At 70.0% G+C, this 19,469-nt stretch carries 22 protein-coding genes; 5 read left to right on the top strand and 17 right to left on the bottom strand.

Annotated features, from left to right (window positions below; all coding sequences use genetic code 11):
• Positions 1-97 precede the first annotated feature (97 nt).
• The gene (locus ACFV9C_RS35470; protein ID WP_380200610.1) at positions 98-613 is read left to right on the top strand and encodes a hypothetical protein; all 516 of its coding nucleotides are present in this window, start codon (positions 98-100) and stop codon (positions 611-613) included.
• Here the strand turns inward: ACFV9C_RS35470 and ACFV9C_RS35465 are convergent.
• Together ACFV9C_RS35465 and ACFV9C_RS35460 are read right to left on the bottom strand one after the other, a co-directional pair.
• Positions 585-761, bottom strand: coding sequence for a hypothetical protein (locus tag ACFV9C_RS35465; RefSeq protein WP_380200608.1), 177 nt, complete (start codon positions 759-761; stop codon positions 585-587). The two genes, ACFV9C_RS35470 and ACFV9C_RS35465, sit on opposite strands and share 29 nt — an antisense overlap.
• Positions 761-2,635, bottom strand: a complete 1,875-nt coding sequence (locus ACFV9C_RS35460; protein ID WP_380200872.1) for an ABC transporter ATP-binding protein — start codon at positions 2,633-2,635, stop codon at positions 761-763. The genes ACFV9C_RS35465 and ACFV9C_RS35460 overlap by 1 nt, the downstream gene beginning before the upstream one ends.
• Before the next feature lie 138 nt (positions 2,636-2,773).
• Here ACFV9C_RS35460 and ACFV9C_RS35455 point away from each other — a divergent pair, with 138 nt between their 5' ends.
• The 3 genes from ACFV9C_RS35455 to ACFV9C_RS35445 are packed head-to-tail and all read left to right on the top strand — an operon-like array spanning position 2,774 to position 3,983.
• Positions 2,774-3,214, top strand: a complete 441-nt coding sequence (locus tag ACFV9C_RS35455; protein WP_380200606.1) for an SRPBCC domain-containing protein — start codon at positions 2,774-2,776, stop codon at positions 3,212-3,214.
• A complete protein-coding gene (locus tag ACFV9C_RS35450; RefSeq protein ID WP_380200604.1) occupies positions 3,211-3,546 on the top strand; it encodes an ArsR/SmtB family transcription factor in 336 nt (111 codons plus the stop codon). Before ACFV9C_RS35455 ends, ACFV9C_RS35450 begins: the two co-directional genes overlap by 4 nt.
• On the top strand, positions 3,543-3,983 hold the full coding sequence (locus tag ACFV9C_RS35445) for an SRPBCC domain-containing protein (RefSeq protein ID WP_380200602.1): 441 nt from the start codon (positions 3,543-3,545) through the stop codon (positions 3,981-3,983). The genes ACFV9C_RS35450 and ACFV9C_RS35445 overlap by 4 nt, the downstream gene beginning before the upstream one ends.
• Here the strand turns inward: ACFV9C_RS35445 and ACFV9C_RS35440 are convergent.
• On the bottom strand, positions 3,980-4,744 hold the full coding sequence (locus ACFV9C_RS35440) for an enoyl-CoA hydratase/isomerase family protein (protein ID WP_380200600.1): 765 nt from the start codon (positions 4,742-4,744) through the stop codon (positions 3,980-3,982). The two genes, ACFV9C_RS35445 and ACFV9C_RS35440, sit on opposite strands and share 4 nt — an antisense overlap.
• 25 nt (positions 4,745-4,769) lie before the next feature.
• Complete coding sequence (locus ACFV9C_RS35435) at positions 4,770-6,368, bottom strand: ABC-F family ATP-binding cassette domain-containing protein (protein ID WP_380200598.1); 1,599 nt, start codon at positions 6,366-6,368, stop codon at positions 4,770-4,772.
• A 63-nt stretch (positions 6,369-6,431) separates the two neighbouring features.
• On the opposite strand from ACFV9C_RS35435, the gene ACFV9C_RS35430 reads away from it, so the two are divergent.
• The gene (locus tag ACFV9C_RS35430; RefSeq protein ID WP_380200597.1) at positions 6,432-7,346 is read left to right on the top strand and encodes a neutral zinc metallopeptidase; all 915 of its coding nucleotides are present in this window, start codon (positions 6,432-6,434) and stop codon (positions 7,344-7,346) included.
• Between the two features lie 104 nt (positions 7,347-7,450).
• Here ACFV9C_RS35430 and ACFV9C_RS35425 read toward each other — a convergent pair whose 3' ends face one another.
• From ACFV9C_RS35425 to ACFV9C_RS35365, 13 genes are all read right to left on the bottom strand, one after another.
• Entirely contained in the window at positions 7,451-10,471 is a 3,021-nt protein-coding gene (locus ACFV9C_RS35425; RefSeq protein ID WP_380200595.1) for a hypothetical protein, read from the bottom strand.
• A 33-nt stretch (positions 10,472-10,504) separates the two neighbouring features.
• Positions 10,505-11,437 carry a hypothetical protein gene (locus ACFV9C_RS35420; RefSeq protein WP_380200593.1) on the bottom strand — a complete coding sequence of 311 codons (933 nt, stop codon included), beginning with the start codon at positions 11,435-11,437 and terminating at the stop codon, positions 10,505-10,507.
• A gap of 108 nt (positions 11,438-11,545) precedes the next feature.
• Entirely contained in the window at positions 11,546-12,187 is a 642-nt protein-coding gene (locus ACFV9C_RS35415) for a hypothetical protein (protein ID WP_380200591.1), read from the bottom strand.
• Between the two features lie 20 nt (positions 12,188-12,207).
• Positions 12,208-12,984 carry a TadE/TadG family type IV pilus assembly protein gene (locus tag ACFV9C_RS35410; RefSeq protein ID WP_380200589.1) on the bottom strand — a complete coding sequence of 259 codons (777 nt, stop codon included), beginning with the start codon at positions 12,982-12,984 and terminating at the stop codon, positions 12,208-12,210.
• The gene (locus ACFV9C_RS35405) at positions 12,971-13,414 is read right to left on the bottom strand and encodes a TadE/TadG family type IV pilus assembly protein (RefSeq protein WP_380200587.1); all 444 of its coding nucleotides are present in this window, start codon (positions 13,412-13,414) and stop codon (positions 12,971-12,973) included. Before ACFV9C_RS35405 ends, ACFV9C_RS35410 begins: the two co-directional genes overlap by 14 nt.
• Positions 13,415-13,425: 11 nt before the next feature.
• Positions 13,426-13,848, bottom strand: a complete 423-nt coding sequence (locus tag ACFV9C_RS35400; protein ID WP_380200585.1) for a TadE/TadG family type IV pilus assembly protein — start codon at positions 13,846-13,848, stop codon at positions 13,426-13,428.
• An 8-nt stretch (positions 13,849-13,856) separates the two neighbouring features.
• Positions 13,857-14,075: a hypothetical protein gene (locus ACFV9C_RS35395; RefSeq protein ID WP_380200583.1), complete on the bottom strand. Its 219-nt coding sequence runs from the start codon at positions 14,073-14,075 to the stop codon at positions 13,857-13,859.
• A gap of 43 nt (positions 14,076-14,118) precedes the next feature.
• Positions 14,119-15,039: a type II secretion system F family protein gene (locus ACFV9C_RS35390; RefSeq protein ID WP_380200581.1), complete on the bottom strand. Its 921-nt coding sequence runs from the start codon at positions 15,037-15,039 to the stop codon at positions 14,119-14,121.
• On the bottom strand, positions 15,036-15,941 hold the full coding sequence (locus tag ACFV9C_RS35385) for a type II secretion system F family protein (protein WP_380200579.1): 906 nt from the start codon (positions 15,939-15,941) through the stop codon (positions 15,036-15,038). Before ACFV9C_RS35385 ends, ACFV9C_RS35390 begins: the two co-directional genes overlap by 4 nt.
• Before the next feature lie 4 nt (positions 15,942-15,945).
• Positions 15,946-17,256, bottom strand: a complete 1,311-nt coding sequence (locus ACFV9C_RS35380) for a CpaF family protein (RefSeq protein ID WP_380200577.1) — start codon at positions 17,254-17,256, stop codon at positions 15,946-15,948.
• Positions 17,253-18,053, bottom strand: coding sequence for a hypothetical protein (locus tag ACFV9C_RS35375; RefSeq protein ID WP_380200575.1), 801 nt, complete (start codon positions 18,051-18,053; stop codon positions 17,253-17,255). The genes ACFV9C_RS35380 and ACFV9C_RS35375 overlap by 4 nt, the downstream gene beginning before the upstream one ends.
• Entirely contained in the window at positions 18,053-18,790 is a 738-nt protein-coding gene (locus ACFV9C_RS35370; protein WP_380200573.1) for a hypothetical protein, read from the bottom strand. The genes ACFV9C_RS35375 and ACFV9C_RS35370 overlap by 1 nt, the downstream gene beginning before the upstream one ends.
• A 52-nt stretch (positions 18,791-18,842) precedes the next feature.
• Entirely contained in the window at positions 18,843-19,322 is a 480-nt protein-coding gene (locus tag ACFV9C_RS35365; protein ID WP_380200571.1) for a hypothetical protein, read from the bottom strand.
• Between the last annotated feature and the right edge of the window lie 147 nt (positions 19,323-19,469).

The raw sequence follows: 19,469 nt of genomic DNA, 5'->3' as shown, positions 1-19,469 counted from the left end.
CCCGCCGCTCCTCAGTCCGGACCGGGAGGCCCCATGACTGAGCGGCCCCTGAAGGGGCACTATGGGGGTATACCGACTGGTCAGCGGAGGTGGCACGATGTACGACGTCGTACTGCTTGTCGAGCAGGAACTGTCCGTGCCGGACGCGAAACGCGTCGTCGAACTCCATCAGGACATGCCCGAGCCGGTCACGTACCACGTGCTGGTGCCCTGCCACAACGCGGAGGCAGGCGTCGAGGCGTCGATCAGCGCGCTCGGTACGGCGGACCTCTACGGACCGGGCCTCGCCGGTCAGCGCGAGGACCTGCAGGAGGCGCAACGGGCGATCGACTCCGAGGCCAAGGGCTGCAGCGGCCGCAGCGTGCAACGGCTCCGCGACCTCGGGCAGCGCGCCGAGGGCGGGATCTCGCACGACCGGCCGATCGACGCACTGGTCGCGACCGTCCAGCAGAGCCAGGGCCAGGAGGTCATCATCCTGACCCGGCCGCACATCGTCGCCGAGTTCTTCCACCTGGACTGGACCAACTCGGCCCGCCGGCATCTCGGCGTCCCCGTGCTGCACCTGCTGGAGCACGAGTCCCGGTCTAGTGCTGAAGCAGAACCGCGTAAGTGAGGCCGCCGGCCAGGCTCGCGATCAGGAGCGACAACGTCGTCCTGATCGTGCGCTCACCGGTGCGGCCGTAGTGCCGGCCGTCCTCGGAGTGGTACGCGACCTTGTAGCCGGCGTACCCGGCTGCCAGGACCAGCCCCAGTTTGACCATCAGACACCTGCCGCTGTGCCGGACTCCTTGAACTGCGTGTGATACAGATCAGCGTACTCGCCGCCGGCCGCGAGCAGCTGCTCGTGCGTGCCGCGCTCGATGACGTTGCCGTGGTCAACGACCAGGATCTGGTCGGCGTTCCGGACGGTGGACAGCCGGTGCGCGATGACGAGCGACGTACGGCCTTCGAGAGCGGTGTCCAAGGCCCGCTGGACGGCGACCTCGGACTCGGAGTCCAGGTGCGCGGTCGCTTCGTCGAGAACGACGATCTTCGGCGCCTTGAGCAACAACCGGGCGATCGCGAGCCGTTGCCGCTCGCCGCCGGACAGCCGGTGCCCGCGGTCGCCGACCACCGTGTCCAGCCCGTCCGGAAGCTCTGACACCAGCTCCCAGATCTGCGCCGCCCGCAACGCCGCCGTCATCTCGTCCTCGGTGGCGTCCGGCTTCGCGTACAGCAGGTTCGCGCGGATCGTGTCGTGGAACATGTGCGGGTCCTGCGTCACGTACCCGATCGTGTCGTGCAGGGACTGCAGGGTGACATCGCGAACGTCGGACCCGCCGATCCGCACCGCTCCCCCGGTCACGTCGTAGAGGCGGGCGACCAGGTTGGTGATGGTGGTCTTACCGGCGCCCGACGGGCCGACCAGCGCCACCATCTGGCCCGGTTGCACGACGAAGTTCACGTCTTCGAGGACCTGGGCGGAGGCGCGCTTGTCGAGGACCGCGACGGACTCCAGGCTGGCCAGCGAGACCTGCTCGGCGGTCGGGTAGGCGAAGGCGACGTGGTCGAACTCGACGCTCGCGGCGTCCTCGGGCAGCGGCTGCGCGTCAGGGGCGTTCTTGATCATCGGCTCCAGGTCGAGCACCTCGAAGACGCGCTCGAACGACACGAGCGCCGTCATCACGTCGACGCGGACATTCGACAACGCGGTCAGCGGGCCGTACAGCCGGCCGAGCAGTGCGACGAGGGCGAGCAGCGTGCCGACGGTCAGCGTCTGGCGGACCGCCAGGTTGCCGCCCACGCCGTACACGAGGGCTGTCGCGAGCGCCGCGACCAGGGTCAGCGCGGTGAAGAACACCCGGCCGAGCATCGCGATCCGGATGCCCAGGTCGCGGACCCGCCCGGCGCGTTCGCCGAAGTCGCGCTCCTCCAGCGCCGGGTGGCCGAACAGCGTGACCAGCAGCGCGCCGCCGACGCTGAACCGCTCGGTCATCGCGGACGACATCTCGGCGTTCAGGTTCATCTGCTCGCGGGTCATCGCGGCCAGCCGGCGGCCGAGGACGCGGGCCGGGATCAGGAAGATCGGCAGCAGCAGGATCGCCACCACGGTCAGCTGCCAACTGAGCGCGAGCATCGCCCCGACCACGAGGATCAGGCTGATGATGTTCGAGACCACGCCGGACAGGGTGCTGGTGAAGGCCTGTTGCGCGCCGATCACGTCGTTGTTGAGTCGCGACACCAGCGCACCGGTCTGCGTCCGGGTGAAGAACGCAACCGGCATCCGCTGGACGTGCGCGAACACCTTTGTCCGCAGGTTGTAGATCAGTCCCTCACCGATCCGCGCCGAGAACGAGCGCTGCACCAGGCCGAGCACCGCCTCGACGACCGCGAGCCCGGCGACCACCAGCGCGAGCGCCGTGACGAGTCCGGCGTTCCCCTTGGTGATGCCGTCGTCGACGATCTTCTTGAACAGCAGCGGCGACGCGATCACCAGGAACGCGGACAGGATCACCAGGACCAGGAACGCCGTGATCTGCCACCGGAACGGCCGCGCGAACCTCAGGATCCGCCGCACCGTGCCCTTGGCCAGCTTCCGCCCGACGATCGACGCGTCCTGGCGCCGCCAGCCGGCCGCGGCCATCCCACCCATCATCGACATACTGCCGCCTCTCTTTGTACTGATCTTCTCAACAGCCGGGGACAGAACACACTTCCCGCAACCTTTAGTTGCACATTCGAGATCGACGGTCTACAGTCATGAGCAACCAAAGGTTGCGAAAGGATGAGGGTCATGAGCAGGAGCATCGAGCGGGAGATTCGGGTCGAGGCGGCACCGGAGGTCGTCTACGAGGTGGTCAGCTCGCCGGAGCACCTGCGCGAGTGGTGGCCGGACGAGGCCGACTACAAGCCCGTCCCCGGTGGCAGCGGGACGATCGGCTTCACGCAGGACACGGGCACGATGACCGTCGGATTGACCGTGCTCGAGGCCGAGCCGCCGCACCGGTTCACGTTCCGCTGGGACTACGACGGCGAGACCGCGACCCCGCAGAACTCGGTGCTGGTCACCTTCGACCTGACCCCGGTCGACGGGGGCACGCTGCTCCGGTTCGCCGAGACCGGGTTCGACGAGGCCGGCAAGTCCGACGACCTGTTCAACGACCACACCAGCGGCTGGAACTACTTCCTTCCCCGGATCGCGCCGTACGTCGATCGGCTGGTCGCCAGGTCATGATCGACGACGAGCTCTGGTCCGCGATCGGCGACCCGACCCGGCGCCGGATGCTCGACCTGCTGCTCGCGGACGGCGGCGGTACGGCGACCGGGCTCAGCGAGCGCCTGCCCGTCACCCGGCAGGCGGTGGCGAAACACCTCGGCGTCCTGGACCGGGCCGGCCTGGTGCACTCCGCGCCGTACGGCCGGGAACGCCGCTACACCGTGGACGAGGACCGCCTCGCCCACGCCATCAACCAGCTGTCCGACGTGACCCACGCCTGGGACCGGCGGCTGCAGCGCATCAAGACGATCGCCGAGGCGATCGAGAAAACAGAGAGGCAAGAACGATGAGCGACATTTTGCACCGGGTTGGCGTGATCGCGGACCCGAAGGCCGTGTACGACGCACTCACCACGATCGACGGGCTGGCCGGGTGGTGGACCGAGGACACCACCGGCGACGTCGACGGCGTGATCGCGTTCCGCTTCGCCAGCGCGGGCGGCGACGGGTTCGACATGAAGGTCCTGGAGAAGACGCCGGAGCTGATCCGGTGGGAGGTCGTTGCCGGGCCCGACGAGTGGATCGGCACCCACGTGAGCTTCCAGCTCTCACAGGCCGACGACTACACGATCGTCCTGTTCAAGCAGGAGGGCTGGCGCGAGCCGGTCGAGTTCATGTACCACTGCAGCACCAAGTGGGCGACGTTCCTGATGAGCCTCAAGCAGTACGTCGAGACCGGCAAGGGCGAGCCGGCCCCGAACGACGTACTCGTGAGCAACTGGCACTAGCCGAAAGCGGCCAGGAGCTCCTTCAGCCGGCGCTCCTGGGCCTCACGCTCGGCCCGGAGCTGGTCGTCGTACGCGCGGTCCGCGGCACCGAGGAGCAGCGCCTTGGTCTCGCGGATCGCGCCCGGCAGCGGGCCGAGCAGCGCGTCGGACAAGTCCTTGACCGTCGCCTCCAGCTCGTCCGCCGGTACGACGATGTTCGCGAGGCCGAGCTCCTTCGCCTCGGCCGCCTCGACCCAGCGGGTGGTGGCGCAGATCTCGAGCGCCCGGGAGTACCCGACCAGCTCGACCAGCGGCTTGGTGCCGCCGAGGTCCGGGACCAGGCCGAGCGACGGCTCGCGCATGCTGAACCGGGCGTCCGGGGTCACCACCCGCAGGTCGCAGGCCAGCGCGAGCTGGAAGCCGGCGCCGACCGCGTGCCCCTGGACGGCCGCGATGCTGACGATCTCCGGCCGGCGCAGCCAGGAGAACCCGGACTGGAAGTGCGCGATCAGCTCCAGCACCTCGGCGGTCGGCCTGGCGCCCAGGTTGAGTAGCGGCTCCTCGCCGAGGTCGTTCTCGCCCATGATCAGCCGCCGGTCGAGCCCGGCCGAGAACGACGGGCCCTCCCCCGACACGATCACCACGCGGACGTCGTCCGGCAGCGACGTACCGAACTCCGCCAGCTCGCTCCACATCCGGGGCGTCTGGGCGTTCCGCACCTCGGGCCGATCCAGCACCACCCGGGCCACGGGCCCGTCCACACTCAGCCTCAGACCAGTCATACTCCCGGATATTACTCAGAAGTAATCAAGCAAGCGAGACCAGGTCGGCGTACTCGTTGGTCCAGAGGTCCTCGACGCCGTCGGGGAGCAGGACGACACGTTCGGGTTCGAGGGCCTCGACGGCGCCCTCGTCGTGGGTGACGAGCACGATCGCGCCGGTGTACGAGCGGATCGCGTTCAGCACCTCGGCGCGGGACGCGGGGTCGAGGTTGTTGGTGGGCTCGTCGAGCAGCAGCACGTTCGCCGCGGACACCACCAGAGTCGCCAGCGCCAGCCGGGTCTTCTCACCGCCGGACAGCACGCGAGCAGGCTTGTCGGAGTCGTCGCCGGTGAACAGGAACGAGCCGAGCACGCTGCGCGCCTGGGTCTCGTTCAGGTCCGGGGCGGCGGACTTCATGTTCTCCAGTACGGTCCGGTTCACGTCGAGCGTCTCGTGCTCCTGGGCGTAGTACCCGAGCTTGAGGCCGTGGCCGTCGATGATCTCGCCGGTGTCGGCCTTCTCGATCCCGCCGAGGATCCGCAGCAGGGTGGTCTTGCCGGCACCGTTCAGCCCGAGTACGACGACCCGGGAGCCCTTGTCGATCGCCAGGTCGACGTCGGTGAAGATCTCCAGCGAGCCGTACGACTTCGACAGCTCGCGCGCCATCAACGGCGTCTTGCCGCACGGCGCCGGCGTCGGGAACGCGATCTTCGCGACCCGGTCGGCCTGGCGCTCGTCCTCGAGCGAGGACATCAACCGCTCGGCGCGGCGGAGCATCTGCTGAGCGGCCGCCGCCTTGGTGGCCTTGGCGCGCATCTTGTTCGCCTGGTCGACCAGCTGGGTGGCCTTCTTCTCGGCGTTCGCCCGCTCGCGCTTGCGGCGTCGTTCGTCGGTCTCGCGCTGGTTCAGGTACGCCTTCCAGCCGACGTTGTAGACGTCGATCTCGGCCCGGTTCGCGTCCAGGTGGAAGACCCGGGTGACGGTGTCCTGGAGCAGGTTCACGTCGTGGCTGATCATGATCACGCCGCCGGCGTACGACTTCAGGAAGTCCCGCAGCCAGATGATCGAGTCCGCGTCCAGGTGGTTGGTCGGCTCGTCGAGCAGCAGCGCCTCGGCCTGCGCGAACAGGATCCGGGCCAGCTCGACGCGGCGCCGCTGACCGCCGGACAGAGTGGACAGTGGCTGGCCGAGGACGCGGTCCGGGAGGCCGAGGTTCGCGGCGATCCGGGCCGCCTCGGACTCGGCGGCGTACCCGCCGGCCGCGTGCAGGTCGGCCTCGGCGCGCTCGTACCGCCGCATGCCCTTGGCGCGGGTCTTCTCGTCCGTGCTCGCCATCTGCTTCTCGGCGCCGCGCAGCCGCCGGACCACGTCGTCCAGCCCGCGGGCGGACAGGATCCGGTCCCGGGCGAGTACGTCGAGGTCGCCGGTGCGCGGGTCCTGCGGCAGGTAGCCGATCTCCCCCGACGACGTCACCGACCCGGCGGCCGGCAGCCCTTCGCCGGCGAGGATCTTGGTCAGTGTGGTCTTGCCGGCCCCGTTGCGGCCGACCAGCCCGACCTTGTCGCCCGGGCCGACCCGGAACGACGCGGGCGCCAGCAGCTGGCGGGCACCGACACGGACCTCGAGATTGGAAACAGTGATCATCGGGGTACGCAGAGGTCCTTACGCTGGGGTCCGGCAGGGGTGAGCTGCTCTAGTGTATGTGGCGTGAAATTCAATCCGGACGCGGATCTCGACACCAGCGGTGTCGAGGACACCCGCGGGAGTGGCGGCGGTAGCGGTGGCGGGGGCCGCGGTGGGCTGCCCGGCGGGGTGATCCCGGTCGGCGGCGGCATCGGCGGCATCATCCTGCTCGTCGTGATCCTGCTCCTGAACGGCGGCCTGCCAGGCGGAGGTGGCAGCGACCAGCCGGTCACGCAGAACACGGCGGCGGGCAATCTCAGCTCGTGCAAGAAGGGCACCGACCTGCAGTCGAACTCGAACTGCAGGTTCGTCTTCTACCAGAACTCGATCCAGAGCTTCTGGGCGAGCGAGCTCCCCCGGCGCGGCAAGAAGTACACGCCGGCCGCGATGCGGGTCTTCGACGGCTCGGTGAACACCGGCTGCGGCCCGGCGACCAGCGCGGTCGGCCCGTTCTACTGCCCGCCGGACAAGCGGGTGTACCTCGACATCGGCTTCTTCCAGACCCTGCAGACCGACCTGGGCGCCCGCGGCGGCGAGTTCGCCGAGGCGTACGTCGTGGCGCACGAATACGGGCACCACATCCAGAACCTGTACGGCATCCTCGACCGGATCAAGACCCGGAGCGGCCCGGCGTCCGACTCGGTCCGCTCCGAGCTCCAGGCCGACTGCCTGGCCGGCGTCTGGACCAACCACGCCACCACCGTCCCCGGCAAGAACGGCAAGCCGCTGATCACCGACCTCACCCAGGACGACATCGCCCGCGGCCTCGACGCCGCCGCGTCCGTCGGCGACGACCGCATCCAGCAGAAGACCCAGGGCCAGGTCACCCCCGAGTCCTTCAGCCACGGCACCGCCGCCCAGCGGATGAAGTGGTTCAAGGCCGGCATGGACTCCGGCGACCTGAACGCCTGCGACACCTGGTCCGCCAGCTCTCTCTGAGGGGGTTGCCCACTCAACTGGAGGGTTGCCCCCGCAGATTTTCAGTAGGCAACCCTCCAGCTCAGGGGATGTCCCCTGAGCTGGAGGGTTGTGCGGAAGGGGGGTCAGGCGACCTGGGCGGGGCGGTGATAGCCGGGGAGGAGTTCGTCGACGAGGGCGTCGGTTTCCGCTTCGGGGCCGCGGGGGGCGCCGTGCTTGGTGAGGGCGGCGTACATCTGGCCGGCGACGTTGGTGACGTCGGCGGTGGTGCCGAAGTGGGCGGCCAGCCGGAGGGTGGCTCGCCACAGTTCCTCGGAGGCCGGTGAGAAGCTCAGGCCGGTCTGCAGGGCGGTGCGGGCCAGGTTGCCGTCGTTGTGGCCGAGGGACGCCTCGGCGAGCCGCAGCGCGGCGTCCACGACGGACTCGACCATCCGGCGCTCGATACCGGACGAGGCGAGCCACGAGTAGCGGCCGCCGGGCAGGTTCGACCAGGCGGGGCCGTGCACCAGGCTGAGCGCCGTCGACAGCGGGCCGCGCGGGTCGTCCACCATCGACGCCTGCTTGGCGAGCGTGCGGAACACGTCCCAGTCGACCCGGACCACGCTGCGATTCAGCATCCAGCGGCCGGACTCGTCGGCGTACATCGCGTCCACCCCGACCCAGCGGCGGGTGTGGTCGAGCGCCGAGTCGCGCAGCTCCTGGCTGATGCCGCGCGGCCAGATCGCACCGGCCAGCACGTTCGGGTGTACGCCGTAGTCCTGGCTGGCCAGGAACGCGACGATCTCGGTCGCGAGCGCGATCCGCCCCTCGTCGATCGTGCCGCGGGCGTCGACCTCGACCGGGCCGAGCAGGTCGACCTCGACCGGGGCCGGCTGGCTCAGGTCCATCGCCGAGTACTCGTACGCCGGCATGTCCTGCTCCGCACGGCGCTTGTCGCGGGCGTCCACCTCGGCCGCGTCGAACAGCTGCACCAGGTCCGCGAACTGCTCGGGGTTGATGCTGTGCGCCTCGACCTCGAGACCGAGCAGCCGGCAGACCGCCTGGTTCTTCTCGTCCACGACGAACCGCCACGGCGCGTTCAGTACGTCGCCGACCACGACCACCGAGATGCTCCGCTTGGTGTCGGCGGCCAGCCGGTTCAGCTGCTCCTGCTCCTCCGGCGACGGCGGCGCGGACACGAAGATGATCTCCGCGCCCCACAGCGCCGCGTCCGGGTGCGTCATCCGGGCCTCGGCGACCGAGCCGGCGTTCCGCCGCTGGCAGGCCTGCACCTGCGCCTCGGTCCGGCGGACCACCTCGCCCATCGCGTCGTCCAGCCGGATCCAGTAGCTCAGCCGGCTCGGCGACAGCGACGACAGGTCGTCGCCGAACCCGACCATGCTGATGTGCGCGCCCTCCGACCACAGGTTCGTGGCCAGCTCGACGGCCAGCGAACCGACCACGTCGCGGGACGCGTTGGTGACGCCGCCGAACGCGACGATCCCGTTCGCGGTGTCGAGGTCGATCAGCACCGTCGCACCGTCGGCGTTCTGGCCGACCGTGACCAGCGTCGGGTACGGCGCCGGCGCGTTCACCTCGCCGGCCGGGCCGTAGCCGCGGCGCAGCGTCCAGCGGGTGCCCTCGGCGATCGCCTGCCACGGACCGGGAGGGGCGGGCTGCGACTCGTACGGGTCCAGGACCAGGGTCAGTGCCCGGTCCGTGACCAGCGCGGCGACCACGTTCGGCATCGGACGCCCGAGCTGGGTCATGTCAGCGCCGAGCTTGCGCAGCGAGTTGTCCACGAACTGCGCGGTCGGTACGTCGGCCGCCAGCCGCAGGTCGATCTCGGTCTGCCGCTGACCCGCGGCCTTCGGACCCGGGCCCTGTGCCCAGCCGCGGCGGCGCTTCAGCGCCACCGCCAGGCCGGCCGCGAGCAGCGTCGCGCCGAAGCCGAAGATCCCCGCCTCCTGCAGGCTGATGCCGCCGCTGTGCGCCGCGACCGGCGTCGCCGCCGGCACCTGGGTCCCGCCACCGGCCGGCTCGCCCTGGGCGTTCGTCCCCGTGCCTGGGATGTGCGGCTCGGCCGTCACGTTCGGGCCGCCCGGCTTGACGTTCTTCGCGCCCGGGTCGGTCGTCGAGCTGACGATCCCCAGCGAGGACCCCTTCTCGGAGCCCTGCTCCGAGAAGCGTCCCGGACCGTTCGTGCCGGCCTCGGTCCGGTGGTCGACCGCGACCTTCGGCTTCGCCGTCGTCTTGGTCTCGGTGGTCTTCGTCCGGGTCTCGGTGGTGTGGGTCTTGGTCTCGTTCGTGGTCGTGTGGTCGCCGATGCTGACCCGCACGGTGTGCACGCCCGGTCCCTTGGCGTCGGCCGGCAGCCGCACCTGCCAGCCGGGCATGATCAGGTCCGGGTTGGTCAGCCGGCGGCCGTCCGGCTGCAGCTTGTTCTTGTTGAGGTCGTAGATCTCCTTGTACCGGCGGCCGTCGCCGAGGTGCCGCTCCGCGATGTCCCAGAGGCAGTCGTAGTTGCGGCCGTGCGGCGGGCGCACCTCGGTGTACTTGATGACCTGACCCTTGTGGTCGTGGTTCGTCCGCACACCGGTGGTGGTCTTCGTCGCCTGCTGGTTGCTGCCGTTGAGGATCGTGCTGGACGCCTCGGTCTGGCGGAACTGCGACGACGCGGACTCCTGCGCGCTGTGCCGCGCGGTGACCGCGGTCGGGGCGACCGGGCCGCTCATCGTCGCCGCGCTCGCCACCGGCAGGCTGACGCCCGCTCCGGCCGCGATCAGTACGACGGTGCCGATCAGCCGCCGGGCCAGCGCCTGCGAGCCACCACCGAGCGGGACCCGTGGCGACAGGCCGTGGCCGCGGACCTCCGCGACCGCCTCGGCGATCAGGCAGACCACGAAGTGCAGCCAGGCGATCCAGATGAAGAACGCGATGATGCCCAGCACGGTCCGGATGCTCAGCTCGCTGAACAGCATGCTCTTGGTGGGCATGCTGTCCGGCCACGGCGTACCGAAGAACCGCAGCAGCAGGTACGGCACGCCGCCGACGATCGCGAGGATCGCGAGCAGCGCGAGGAAGCCTTTCAGCCGGTCCGCACCTGGACTCGTCGACCGCCGCTGCGGCAGCCGCGCCGCGCGCACCGGATCATTCGCCCTTACCATCGCTCCTCCATACCCCCGCCATCAGGCACCCTGTCAGCCACCGATGGCCTCGACTTCCTGGACCGGCAACCGCTGCACCGCGTGAACGTCCGCCTGCCCGATCGACTGCCAGCCGCCGTGGTCCTTGCCGATCCAGTACGACACGTCCCAGGTGATCGTCAGCTTCACCGTGTACATCCCGTCCGGCTGACTCGCGCTGGACTTCGCGTACTTGTGGAAGCACGGGTTGATCTGGTGGAACGGGTCTTTCGTCTCGTCGTACCCGGTCGGGTTGTCCAGCGGCGTTGTCCCGGCCATGCAGGTGAACTCGCCGGTGCCGTCGCCCGGATCGATCGTCATCTGCGTGACCATCCCGCGCATGGTCAGGTTCCGCCCCGGGCTGAAGTAGCTGCTGGTCGTCCCGTCGATCTTGTAGATCTCCGAGCTCGTCGGCGTCAGCGTGAAGTACGCCGGGATGTTCACCCGTGGCGTGTACGTCGGCATGATCTGCAGCGCCGGATCCGGGTAGTTCGTCTGGAACTCGTACCAGAACTGCCGCATGTAGTCCGGGAACGGGCACTGTGCTTCCTCGGCCGCGTCGACGGGCATGTACGCGCGCTCCAGGTGCGCGTTCTTGCCGCCGTTGTACGAGTTCAGGTCGTAGTCGGTGATCGTGACCCGGAGCACCCACTTCTTGCCCTCCGGTGCCTTCGGCAACCGGATCCCGTCCGGGATCGGGAAGTTCCGGCAGGGCACGAAGGGCTGGCCGTTCAGCCGCTCCTTCCAGGTCGGCGGCGGCGTACCGTCGCCGACATAGGCCTTGCCGGAGCTGCAGTACGAGCCGAAGCCGACCGAGTTCATGTACATGCTGCAGACCGAGTTGCCGGTGACGATCGTCTCGGCAGTGGCCGTGGTGGCGGGGACTGCCACCAGTAGTGCGAGAACGGCGCTCAAGGCGAGCAGCGCGCGGCCTACCCGGTTGTGCATCCTCACTCCCCAGACTCGTCTTCCGGCAGATTATCTTCGACCAGGGGCATCATGCCCGTTGCCCAGTGCCCCGTCACCTCTTCGCAACCTGAATTTCGGCGTTCCGGTCTAGACCGGGTAATGCACGCCCGCACAGTTCACGCCTTTGCTCGTGACCAGCCGGTACGGCAGCCAGCCCATCCCGGTCTTCACCATCTCGATCACCTCGGGCGACCCGTGCGGTGCCACGACGGTCCAGTTCCGCGCCTTCGGGTCCCAGTACTGCGTGCTCTGCGAGCGGCAGGTCTGCACCGCCACGGTGCCCTGCGGCGTACTGCGCGCACCGACCACGACCACGCCGCCCGGCGGCTTCATCACCCAGCCGTTGCGCTTGGCGTCCACGATGCCCTGCGCCACGTCGGCGTAGAAGAACGACGGGAACCGCTGCTTCAGGATCGTGTCGTCGCGGTCGACGAGCGCCTTGAAGTACAGCGGATAACTGGTCACGAGGCCTTGGACGGCGGGATTCGACCCGAAGTTCCCGGCCTGTACGACGACCTGCTTGGCGGCCGGCGCGGTCGGCTGCGCGGTGGTCGCGGGTGCGGTCGCGGTACTGCGGGGCTCCGTCGGCTGCGTGGCCGGCGTACTCGAGGTCGTCGTACCGGAGCCGCCGCCCGGAACCGGGAGGCCGCCGTCGTTCGAGTCCTTGCCGCAGGCACTCAGCAGCAGGACGCCGCAGAGCACCGCGGCCGGGATGGCAAACGTACGCACGAAGAACGATCCTCCGTTGTCTAGCGCCGAGGCGTCTTAGAGGGCTTGGGGTGGCCGGTAGGCACGGACTTGGGCGGGGTGGTCGGCGTCGTGCTCGGCGTGCCGGACGGATCCGGCGTGGGCGTGGGAGTCACGTTCGGCTTGCAGGTGGCCGGGAACGGGAACGGTGTCAGGGTCCAGACCGGTGTCGGCGAGCCGACGGTCCAGGTCGGGCACGGCAGGTCGATGGTCGGCGGGACCGCGCTGGTGATCGGGATGCTGCCCGGGTCGTCCGGGGTCGAGTGCACCACGATCGGCGGGATCGTCGGGCTGTCGTCGGCCTTGTCCACCCCCTGCTCGGCGTGCGCCTGGCCGGAGCCGACCGCTTTCAGGGACTGTTTGCCGATCAGCCCGAGGAAGGTGGTCTTGTTCTGGATGTCGACCTGGATGTCGACCTCTTTCTCGGTCAGCGTGGTCGGACCGCACGACGTGACGGTCGGGTCGTTGTTCTGCACCTGGCCGCAGAAGCCGGCGATCGCGGTGGCCGCCTTGGCGGTGTCGATCTTCGCCTCGGACACGTTCAGCTGGATCGCGGCAGCACCGACCCGGGCGGCCTCCTGCGCGTAGCCGACCGCGCGGGACCGGGCGCCGAGCTGCCGGCCGCCGTCGATCACCAGGCCGGCCAGCGTGAAGATCATCACCGCGAGGATCGCCACCGCGGGGCTGAGCGCGCCGCGGGCGAACCGCCGGTGCGGCCGCGGGGCGTCGATCCGGAGGAACTCGACGAGCCGCGACCGGAGCTGGTCAGGAGCCGGCACCGCGCACCCCCCGGTACGGGTCGAGCGACGAGGTGAAGCGCTTGGTGATCTTGGTGTCGCCGCCGAGCCCGAGCAGGCCCAGGTCGCGGTAGTTGATCGTGCACGTGACCTCGACCGACAACGGCGACCCGGCAACGAACCCGGTCGTGATCGAGCCGCTCGCGGTCTCCTTGCAGGACTTCACCGCCTGGCCCATCGTCGTACTGACCGCCTCGTCGACGCGGCTCTGCGCCTCCTGCACCGACCGCGACTGGCTGGCGCCGCGGGCACCGTCGCGGGCCGCGCTCTCCAGCAGCGAGGAGGTCTGGAAGTACCGCCCGCAGGCAAGCAGGAACATGAACAGCGCCAGCAGCACGGGCGCGAGGATCACCATCTCCAGCGCCATCGTGCCGCGCTCCAGGCGGCCCCCAATCAGATGCCGCAGCCGCATCGTCCGAATCCTCATTTGTCGGCCTGGAACTGCTCGATCGGGCCCGTGGCGGTCCGGCTCACCTTCAGCGTCAGACCGGGCACCAGCGAGACGGTGTCACCGGTGACGGTGAACGAGACCATGCCTTCCGGGCTGTTGTACGACGGGAACGGCACCGCGGTGTTCTGCAACGTCGTACCGCCCAGCTGCTGGGCGTAGGACTGGATGTCCGAGCGCACCTTCTCCCCCACCGCGTCTGTGTAGAGCGTCGGCTGCACCAGCCGCAGCCGGGACACGCCTTCCTGTGCGGCGTTCAGCGCGACCGACCGCCCGTACAGCCACAGGGCGGTCTGGATCGAGACGAAGATCAGGGCCAGGATGGCCGGGGCGAGGATGGCCAGCTCGAGTGTGCTGACCCCCCGCTCCGATCGTCGCCGGGTGGCACGCCGCGGCACGGTGGACGTCAGCCCTGGTCGATCTCGGACGTGCGCTTGCTGATCACGCGCTTCACCACCACGCCGATCGCCAGCGCGGCCGCGACCAGGATCGCCGAGATGATCGCCCACTCCAGGGCGGACGCGCCCAGCTCGGTCTGTCCGACGCGTTGGCGGGCGCGCTGCGCCTGGGCCCGCGCCACCGCGTAGCCGGCCATCGCCCGCCAGAACATCAACTCCGAGGTCATCGCATGCCTTCCGATTCGTGAAGCCGAAACCGGCCCCAGTATGTCAACTGCTGAGGATCGCCACGCCTGCCGGGAAGGCCAGGAACAGAAAGAAGGCCGCGATCATCACGAGCTGCGCGACCAGCATGGACTGCGACCGCTCGCCCGCCTTGCCCTCGACGTCGGCCAGCTCCTTGCGGCGCAGCGACGCCGCCCGGGCGAGCAGCGAGGACCGGATCTTCGCGCCCTCGTCGCCGGCCAGCGCGAGCGCCGACGCCAGGTCCCGGAGCTCCTCGACCCCGAGGTCCTCGCCGAGCCGGGCCATCGCGTCCCACGGCGTGATGCCGATCAGCCGCGCGTTCGCGAGCGCCTGCCGGATCCGCGCCATCGCCCAGTGCTCGCCGATCGTTGACGCGGTCATCAGCGCCTCCGGCAGGCCGCGGCCGCCGGCCAGGTTCATCGCGACCAGGTCCAGGAAGCTGCCGACCACGTGCCGGAAGTCCCGGCGCCGCTTCTCCGCCTCCTGGCGCAGGGCCAGGTCCGGCAGGAAGAACGCGACCGCCATGAACGCCAGCGTGACGATCGCCGGCGTGGCGCCGGGCGCGGGCAGCCCGATCGCGGCGAACAGGAACAGCACGATCGGGATGAACAGCATCGCGCCGAGCGCGAAGAACACCTTGGTGGCGAGCATCGCGGCGAACGGCTGGTTCATCACCGCGAGGTCCCGGCGGAGCTTGCCGAACGCCCAGCCGCGGGCGTTCGCCTCCGCCTCCAGCCGGCGGCCGAGGGTCGCCCGGGCCCGGTCCACGCCGCCGAGCACACGCTCACCGGCGGCACTCGTGGTGGCCCCGCCGGCGAACCCGCCACGGCCGGCGTCGATCCGGGCGATCGTGGACAGCACGTTCGCCCGCGGCTTGATGAACATCCGTACCAGCACGTACACGCCGAGCCCGGCGATCGCGCCGGTGATGAAGGCCCACGTCATCCGTTCACCACCTCCATCCGCTCGTCACCCGGCCGGTGGATCGCGTGGTCCTTGGAGACGCCGATCAGGAACCGCTCCGGCACCTCGATCTTCGCCAGCCGCCGCAGCCACAGCAGGCCGAGCGCGTACAGGCCGATCACCACGGCGAGCACGACCTGCCCGATGAAGCTGGTGTACGGCGCCATGTACGTCGGGTTGAACAGCACCAGACCGGCCGCCATGATCAGCGTGATCGCGACCACCACCTGCACACTGCGCCGGGTGGACCGGCGTTCCGCCGCGACCTTCCGGCGTACGTCGAGCTCCTCGCGGGCCGAGTCCGCCAGTGCGCTGAGCACCTCGCGCAGACCGGGTCCGCGGAGCCGGGCGTTCAGTACCAGGGCCGCGACGATCAGGTCCGCGGACGGGTCGTCGAGGTCGTCGGCGAACCGCATCAGGGCCGACGGCAACGGTTCCCGGATCCGCAGCCGGTCGACCAGCAGGTTGAGGCCGGGCTTGATCGCGGGCGCGGCGTTCACCGCGGTGGCCGGGATGGCCTGCTCCAGGCCGACCGCGCCGGCGATCGTGTCGCGCAGCGCCTCGGTCCAGGTGGCCAGCGCGTCCAGCCGGTCGATCGCCCGGCGCTCCTCGCCGCTGCCGCCGAAGAACCGGTCCGCCATCGCGGCGAGCAGGCCGAGGGCGACCGCGAGCACGAGCCAGCGGGTCACCACCAGCACCAGCAGGCCGACGCCGATTGCGGCACCGAGCCGGATCAGGTTCTTGCGGTTCTCGGCGCTCCGGTTCCGGAACAGCGACGGCGTCTCGTCCCGCGGCTCGGTGCCGCGGATCGCGACGATCAGCAGCAGTACCGCGCCACCCACCACCGCGCCGCACAGCAGCGCCGCCAGCGTATTCGTGCTCATCGCATCACGCCCAGGTTCCGTGCACGAGGGGCTGGTACCCGAAGTGCTCGAGCTCGTCCATGCACGCGATCGGCGCGTGCGCCGCGGCCCGGCCGTCCGGACCCGGCGCGAACACCTCGCCGGACAGCACCCGCCCGTCCCAGCCGGTCACCTCGCGGATGCTCTCGATGTACCGGCTGACGCCGCCGCCGCGCTGGTAGTCGTTGTGCCGGCGGACGAACACCACGAAGTCGAGCGCCCCGGAGATCAGCATCTGGGTGGCGTCCATCGGCAGCCGCTCGCTCGCCTGGATGGCGTACGTACTGATCCGGTTGAACACCTCCATCGAGCTGTTCGAGTGGATCGTCGACAGCGAACCGTCGTTGCCCTGGCTCATCGCGTTCAGCATCGTCACGATCTCGTCGCCGAGCACCTCACCGACGATGACGCGGCTCGGGTTCATCCGCAGCGAACGACGGACCAGATCGGCCATCGTGACCTCGCCGACGCCTTCGGAGTTCGGCAGCCGCTCCTCGAACGAGACCACGTTCGGGTGCAGGTCCTTGAACTCCCCCAGCCCGAGCTCGAGCGAGCGCTCGACCGTGATCAGTCGCTCGTGCGGCTGGATCTCGTTGGCCAGCGCCCGCAGCAGCGTCGTCTTCCCGGAGTTCGTCGCGCCGGCGATCATGATGTTCTTCCGGGCCGAGACCGCCGCCCGCAGGAACGAGCCGACGTCGTCGCTGATGGTGCCGTTGGCAACCAGGTCCTTCAGGAACACCCGGCCCAGCCGGGCCCGCCGGATCGACACCGCCGGCCGCGCGGTCACGCCCATCACGGCCGAGAGCCGGGAACCGTCCGGCAGCCGCAGGTCGAGCTGCGGGTTCGCGGAGTCGAACGGCCGGCTGGTCAGGCCGGCGTGCGACGCCAGCACCTGGATCAGCTCGATCAGCTCGTCGTCGCTCTCGGCCACTGGGCCGGGCGTCTCCTCGCGGCCGTCGCCGTACTGCACGAAGACCTGGTCGCAGCCGTTGATGTCGATGTTCTCGACGTCGGGGTCGTCGATCAGCGGCTGCAGCCGGCCGACGCCGAACAGCGCGGAATGGATCGCGCCGGCGATCTGCGCGTCGTCGTCCGGCGTCGGCGGCGTACGGCCCTCGGCCAGCTCGTAGCGCGCGTGGTCCTCGAGCACCTGCACGATCAGCGACCGGGCGTACTCCCGCTCGTCCTCCGCGCTCATCGGAGGTACACCGTTCACCTGGTCACGGCGGCGCTGCTCGTTCAGCCGCTCCGCGACCTGCACCCGCAACCGGCGAACCAGCTCCTGGTCAGCACTCATCTGTAGTCACCTGGCGGGAACGCCGCGTTCGCCATGTCGAAGTCCTGCGGCGGCGGGGCGGCGACCAGCGACGCCATCTCCGCGGTGATCACGCTCGCGGACCGGATCAGCTGGGTCTTGTCCAGCCGGCCGTGCCCGCGGCCGTCGAAGAACGCCGCGCCGGCCGGGTCGTACGCCAGGTGCCAGCGGTGCCGCACCGGCAGCGACATCGCGTCCAGCACGGACCACACCTGCTTCACGCCGTCGCGCTGCTTCGGGTCGGCCACCACGACGACGCCGAGCTGGGCGTCCACGTGGTGCACCAGCGTCGACAGTCGCTCACGCAGGTGCGCCACCGACGAGCCGGTCGCCGTACACACCATCACGACCAGCCGCGCGGACTGGATCACCGGGAGCTGCGGCGACGACGCGCCGATCCGCCCACAGTCGGCCAGTACGTCGCTCTGGTGCATCTGGTTGAACGAGATGCCGAGCGGATGCCACAGCCCGCCCATCCCGCCGACCTGCTCCGGCGAACGCACGCCGAGCAGTACGTCGAGCCCGCCGTCGAGCTGCTGGCTGTGCGCGAGGATCACCTCGTCGCCCAGGCCCTTCCGGCTCGCGGCGGCCAGGCTGACCAGCCCGCGGTCGGAGTCGAGCGCCGCACCGGCCGGACCTGTCATCCGGATCGCGACGTCGCTGCCGGCCGGGTCGCACTCGGCCAGCAGCACCTGCCGCGGCCAGAGCGCACCGAACACCAGGCTCGCCGTCGTCACGCCTGGAGAGCCCTTCGCGCTCGCCAGCGCCACGAGTGCCATCAGTTGGACCCGCTGCGGAGCGCGTCCGCCGTCGTCCCCGGCGGCAGCTTCGCCACCGACAGCGTCTTCGCGGCAGCGGCCGCGGCGACCAGGGTGACCTTGGACTGCGGGACCAGCAACGTCACGTTGAGCGAGCTGTTCGCACTCGTCTTGCTGTCGGTGATCGCGCCCGCGGTCGACGTCACCGAGGCCGCACCGACCAGCTCCACCGAGTTGCCGCCGCCGTCGTTGCCGCCCGGGACCCGGACGATCTGGACCACGTCGCCGACGTTCAGCCCGTCGGACGGGGCGTGCCCGGCGTCCAGGCTGACACCGACCAGCGCGGCACCTTGCGGGATCGGCTGCTGGCCGTCCTTGGTGAAGTTCTCGGGCGTGACGAACTGGTCCTTGTACAGCCAGCTGGTCGTGTAGCGGCCGACGTACTTGCCCGCCTGTGACCACGGGACCAGGCCGCCGGTGGCGCCGGCCAGGTCGCCGCGGGAGAAGTCCTTGGCCTCGATCTTGTGGCCGGGCGGCAACGCGTCGGCGGAGATCGCGACGAAGTCGGTGCGGTTGCCGCTGTTCAGCGCGATCAGCGCCGATCCGGCAGCACCGAGCAGGATCAGGATGACCGCGAGCGCGGCCAGCGCAGGACGTCGTTCCCGCCCGCTCGGGAGGCGGGTCGAGCCGCCACCCGCCGATCGGCCCGCAGCCCGGGACCCTTGGGAGGAGGTACGCGTGGAGGACGAGAGACTCACCCGCCTACCGTAATGGCAGCGAGTACCAAAAGTGCCAACAGCCCGTTGCCGTTTACCGCGCGGCTACCTGCTGGCGCTCCGGCGGCGTCAGCAGCTGGTTGAACAGACCCTCGCCGCCGTACAACTGGTCTAGATAGGCATAGAGCGCCCGCAGGCAGAGGCCGACCTGCCGCTCCCAGGCCTGGCGTCCCACCAGCCACTCGGTCAGCTCCCGCCCCTCCGCCAGCGTGACGGCCGCGTTGACGGGCTGCTCCAGGCGGTAGGAGTCCGGGTCCCACGCGGTGCGCGGGCCGCGCGCGGCCTGGACGGCGGCGGCCAGTTCGTCGAGGTGTGCACCGGTGTAGAAGGAGCCGAATCCGAACCGGCCGCGGGCGCGATCCATGCCGTGCAGCTCGTCGAGGTACTCACACAGAGCGAGGAACAGTTCGATGCCGTCGTACCCGCGGTCGTCGGGCGCGGTCCGCAGCAGCTCGCGGATCAGGTAGCGCGCCTCGCTCACCGTCCAGTCCGACTCACCCATGGCCTCAGTCATGAGCCGACCCTAGGTGAACAGACAGGCGTAAATTGTTAACAGCCCGTGTGCTTCGGCTTGCTGGCAAGTAACCGATTGTTTGCTAGATTCCGGAACCTGAGGGTCCTGGTGACAACTGGTGAGCACCAGGGAACTGACGGGGAGGCG

This window comes from Kribbella sp. NPDC059898, from assembly GCF_042730855.1.
Classification (GTDB): Bacteria; Actinomycetota; Actinomycetes; order Propionibacteriales; family Kribbellaceae; genus Kribbella.
The sequence above is the reverse complement of the archived record's forward strand: the minus strand, read 5'-3'. Positions and strand labels throughout refer to the sequence as shown.

Bases quoted from the DNA above. Each gene is read 5' to 3' on its own strand.
- ACFV9C_RS35470 (WP_380200610.1), top strand. From the start codon at position 98: ATGTACGACGTCGTACTGCTTGTCGAGCAGGAACTGTCCGTGCCGGAC.
- ACFV9C_RS35465 (WP_380200608.1), bottom strand. From the start codon at position 761: ATGGTCAAACTGGGGCTGGTCCTGGCAGCCGGGTACGCCGGCTACAAG.
- ACFV9C_RS35460 (WP_380200872.1), bottom strand. From the start codon at position 2,635: ATGATGGGTGGGATGGCCGCGGCCGGCTGGCGGCGCCAGGACGCGTCG.
- ACFV9C_RS35455 (WP_380200606.1), top strand. From the start codon at position 2,774: ATGAGCAGGAGCATCGAGCGGGAGATTCGGGTCGAGGCGGCACCGGAG.
- ACFV9C_RS35450 (WP_380200604.1), top strand. From the start codon at position 3,211: ATGATCGACGACGAGCTCTGGTCCGCGATCGGCGACCCGACCCGGCGC.
- ACFV9C_RS35445 (WP_380200602.1), top strand. From the start codon at position 3,543: ATGAGCGACATTTTGCACCGGGTTGGCGTGATCGCGGACCCGAAGGCC.
- ACFV9C_RS35440 (WP_380200600.1), bottom strand. From the start codon at position 4,744: ATGACTGGTCTGAGGCTGAGTGTGGACGGGCCCGTGGCCCGGGTGGTG.
- ACFV9C_RS35435 (WP_380200598.1), bottom strand. From the start codon at position 6,368: ATGATCACTGTTTCCAATCTCGAGGTCCGTGTCGGTGCCCGCCAGCTG.
- ACFV9C_RS35425 (WP_380200595.1), bottom strand. From the start codon at position 10,471: ATGGTAAGGGCGAATGATCCGGTGCGCGCGGCGCGGCTGCCGCAGCGG.
- ACFV9C_RS35420 (WP_380200593.1), bottom strand. From the start codon at position 11,437: ATGCACAACCGGGTAGGCCGCGCGCTGCTCGCCTTGAGCGCCGTTCTC.
- ACFV9C_RS35405 (WP_380200587.1), bottom strand. From the start codon at position 13,414: ATGCGGCTGCGGCATCTGATTGGGGGCCGCCTGGAGCGCGGCACGATG.
- ACFV9C_RS35395 (WP_380200583.1), bottom strand. From the start codon at position 14,075: ATGACCTCGGAGTTGATGTTCTGGCGGGCGATGGCCGGCTACGCGGTG.
- ACFV9C_RS35390 (WP_380200581.1), bottom strand. From the start codon at position 15,039: ATGACGTGGGCCTTCATCACCGGCGCGATCGCCGGGCTCGGCGTGTAC.
- ACFV9C_RS35385 (WP_380200579.1), bottom strand. From the start codon at position 15,941: ATGAGCACGAATACGCTGGCGGCGCTGCTGTGCGGCGCGGTGGTGGGT.
- ACFV9C_RS35380 (WP_380200577.1), bottom strand. From the start codon at position 17,256: ATGAGTGCTGACCAGGAGCTGGTTCGCCGGTTGCGGGTGCAGGTCGCG.
- ACFV9C_RS35375 (WP_380200575.1), bottom strand. From the start codon at position 18,053: ATGGCACTCGTGGCGCTGGCGAGCGCGAAGGGCTCTCCAGGCGTGACG.
- ACFV9C_RS35365 (WP_380200571.1), bottom strand. From the start codon at position 19,322: ATGACTGAGGCCATGGGTGAGTCGGACTGGACGGTGAGCGAGGCGCGC.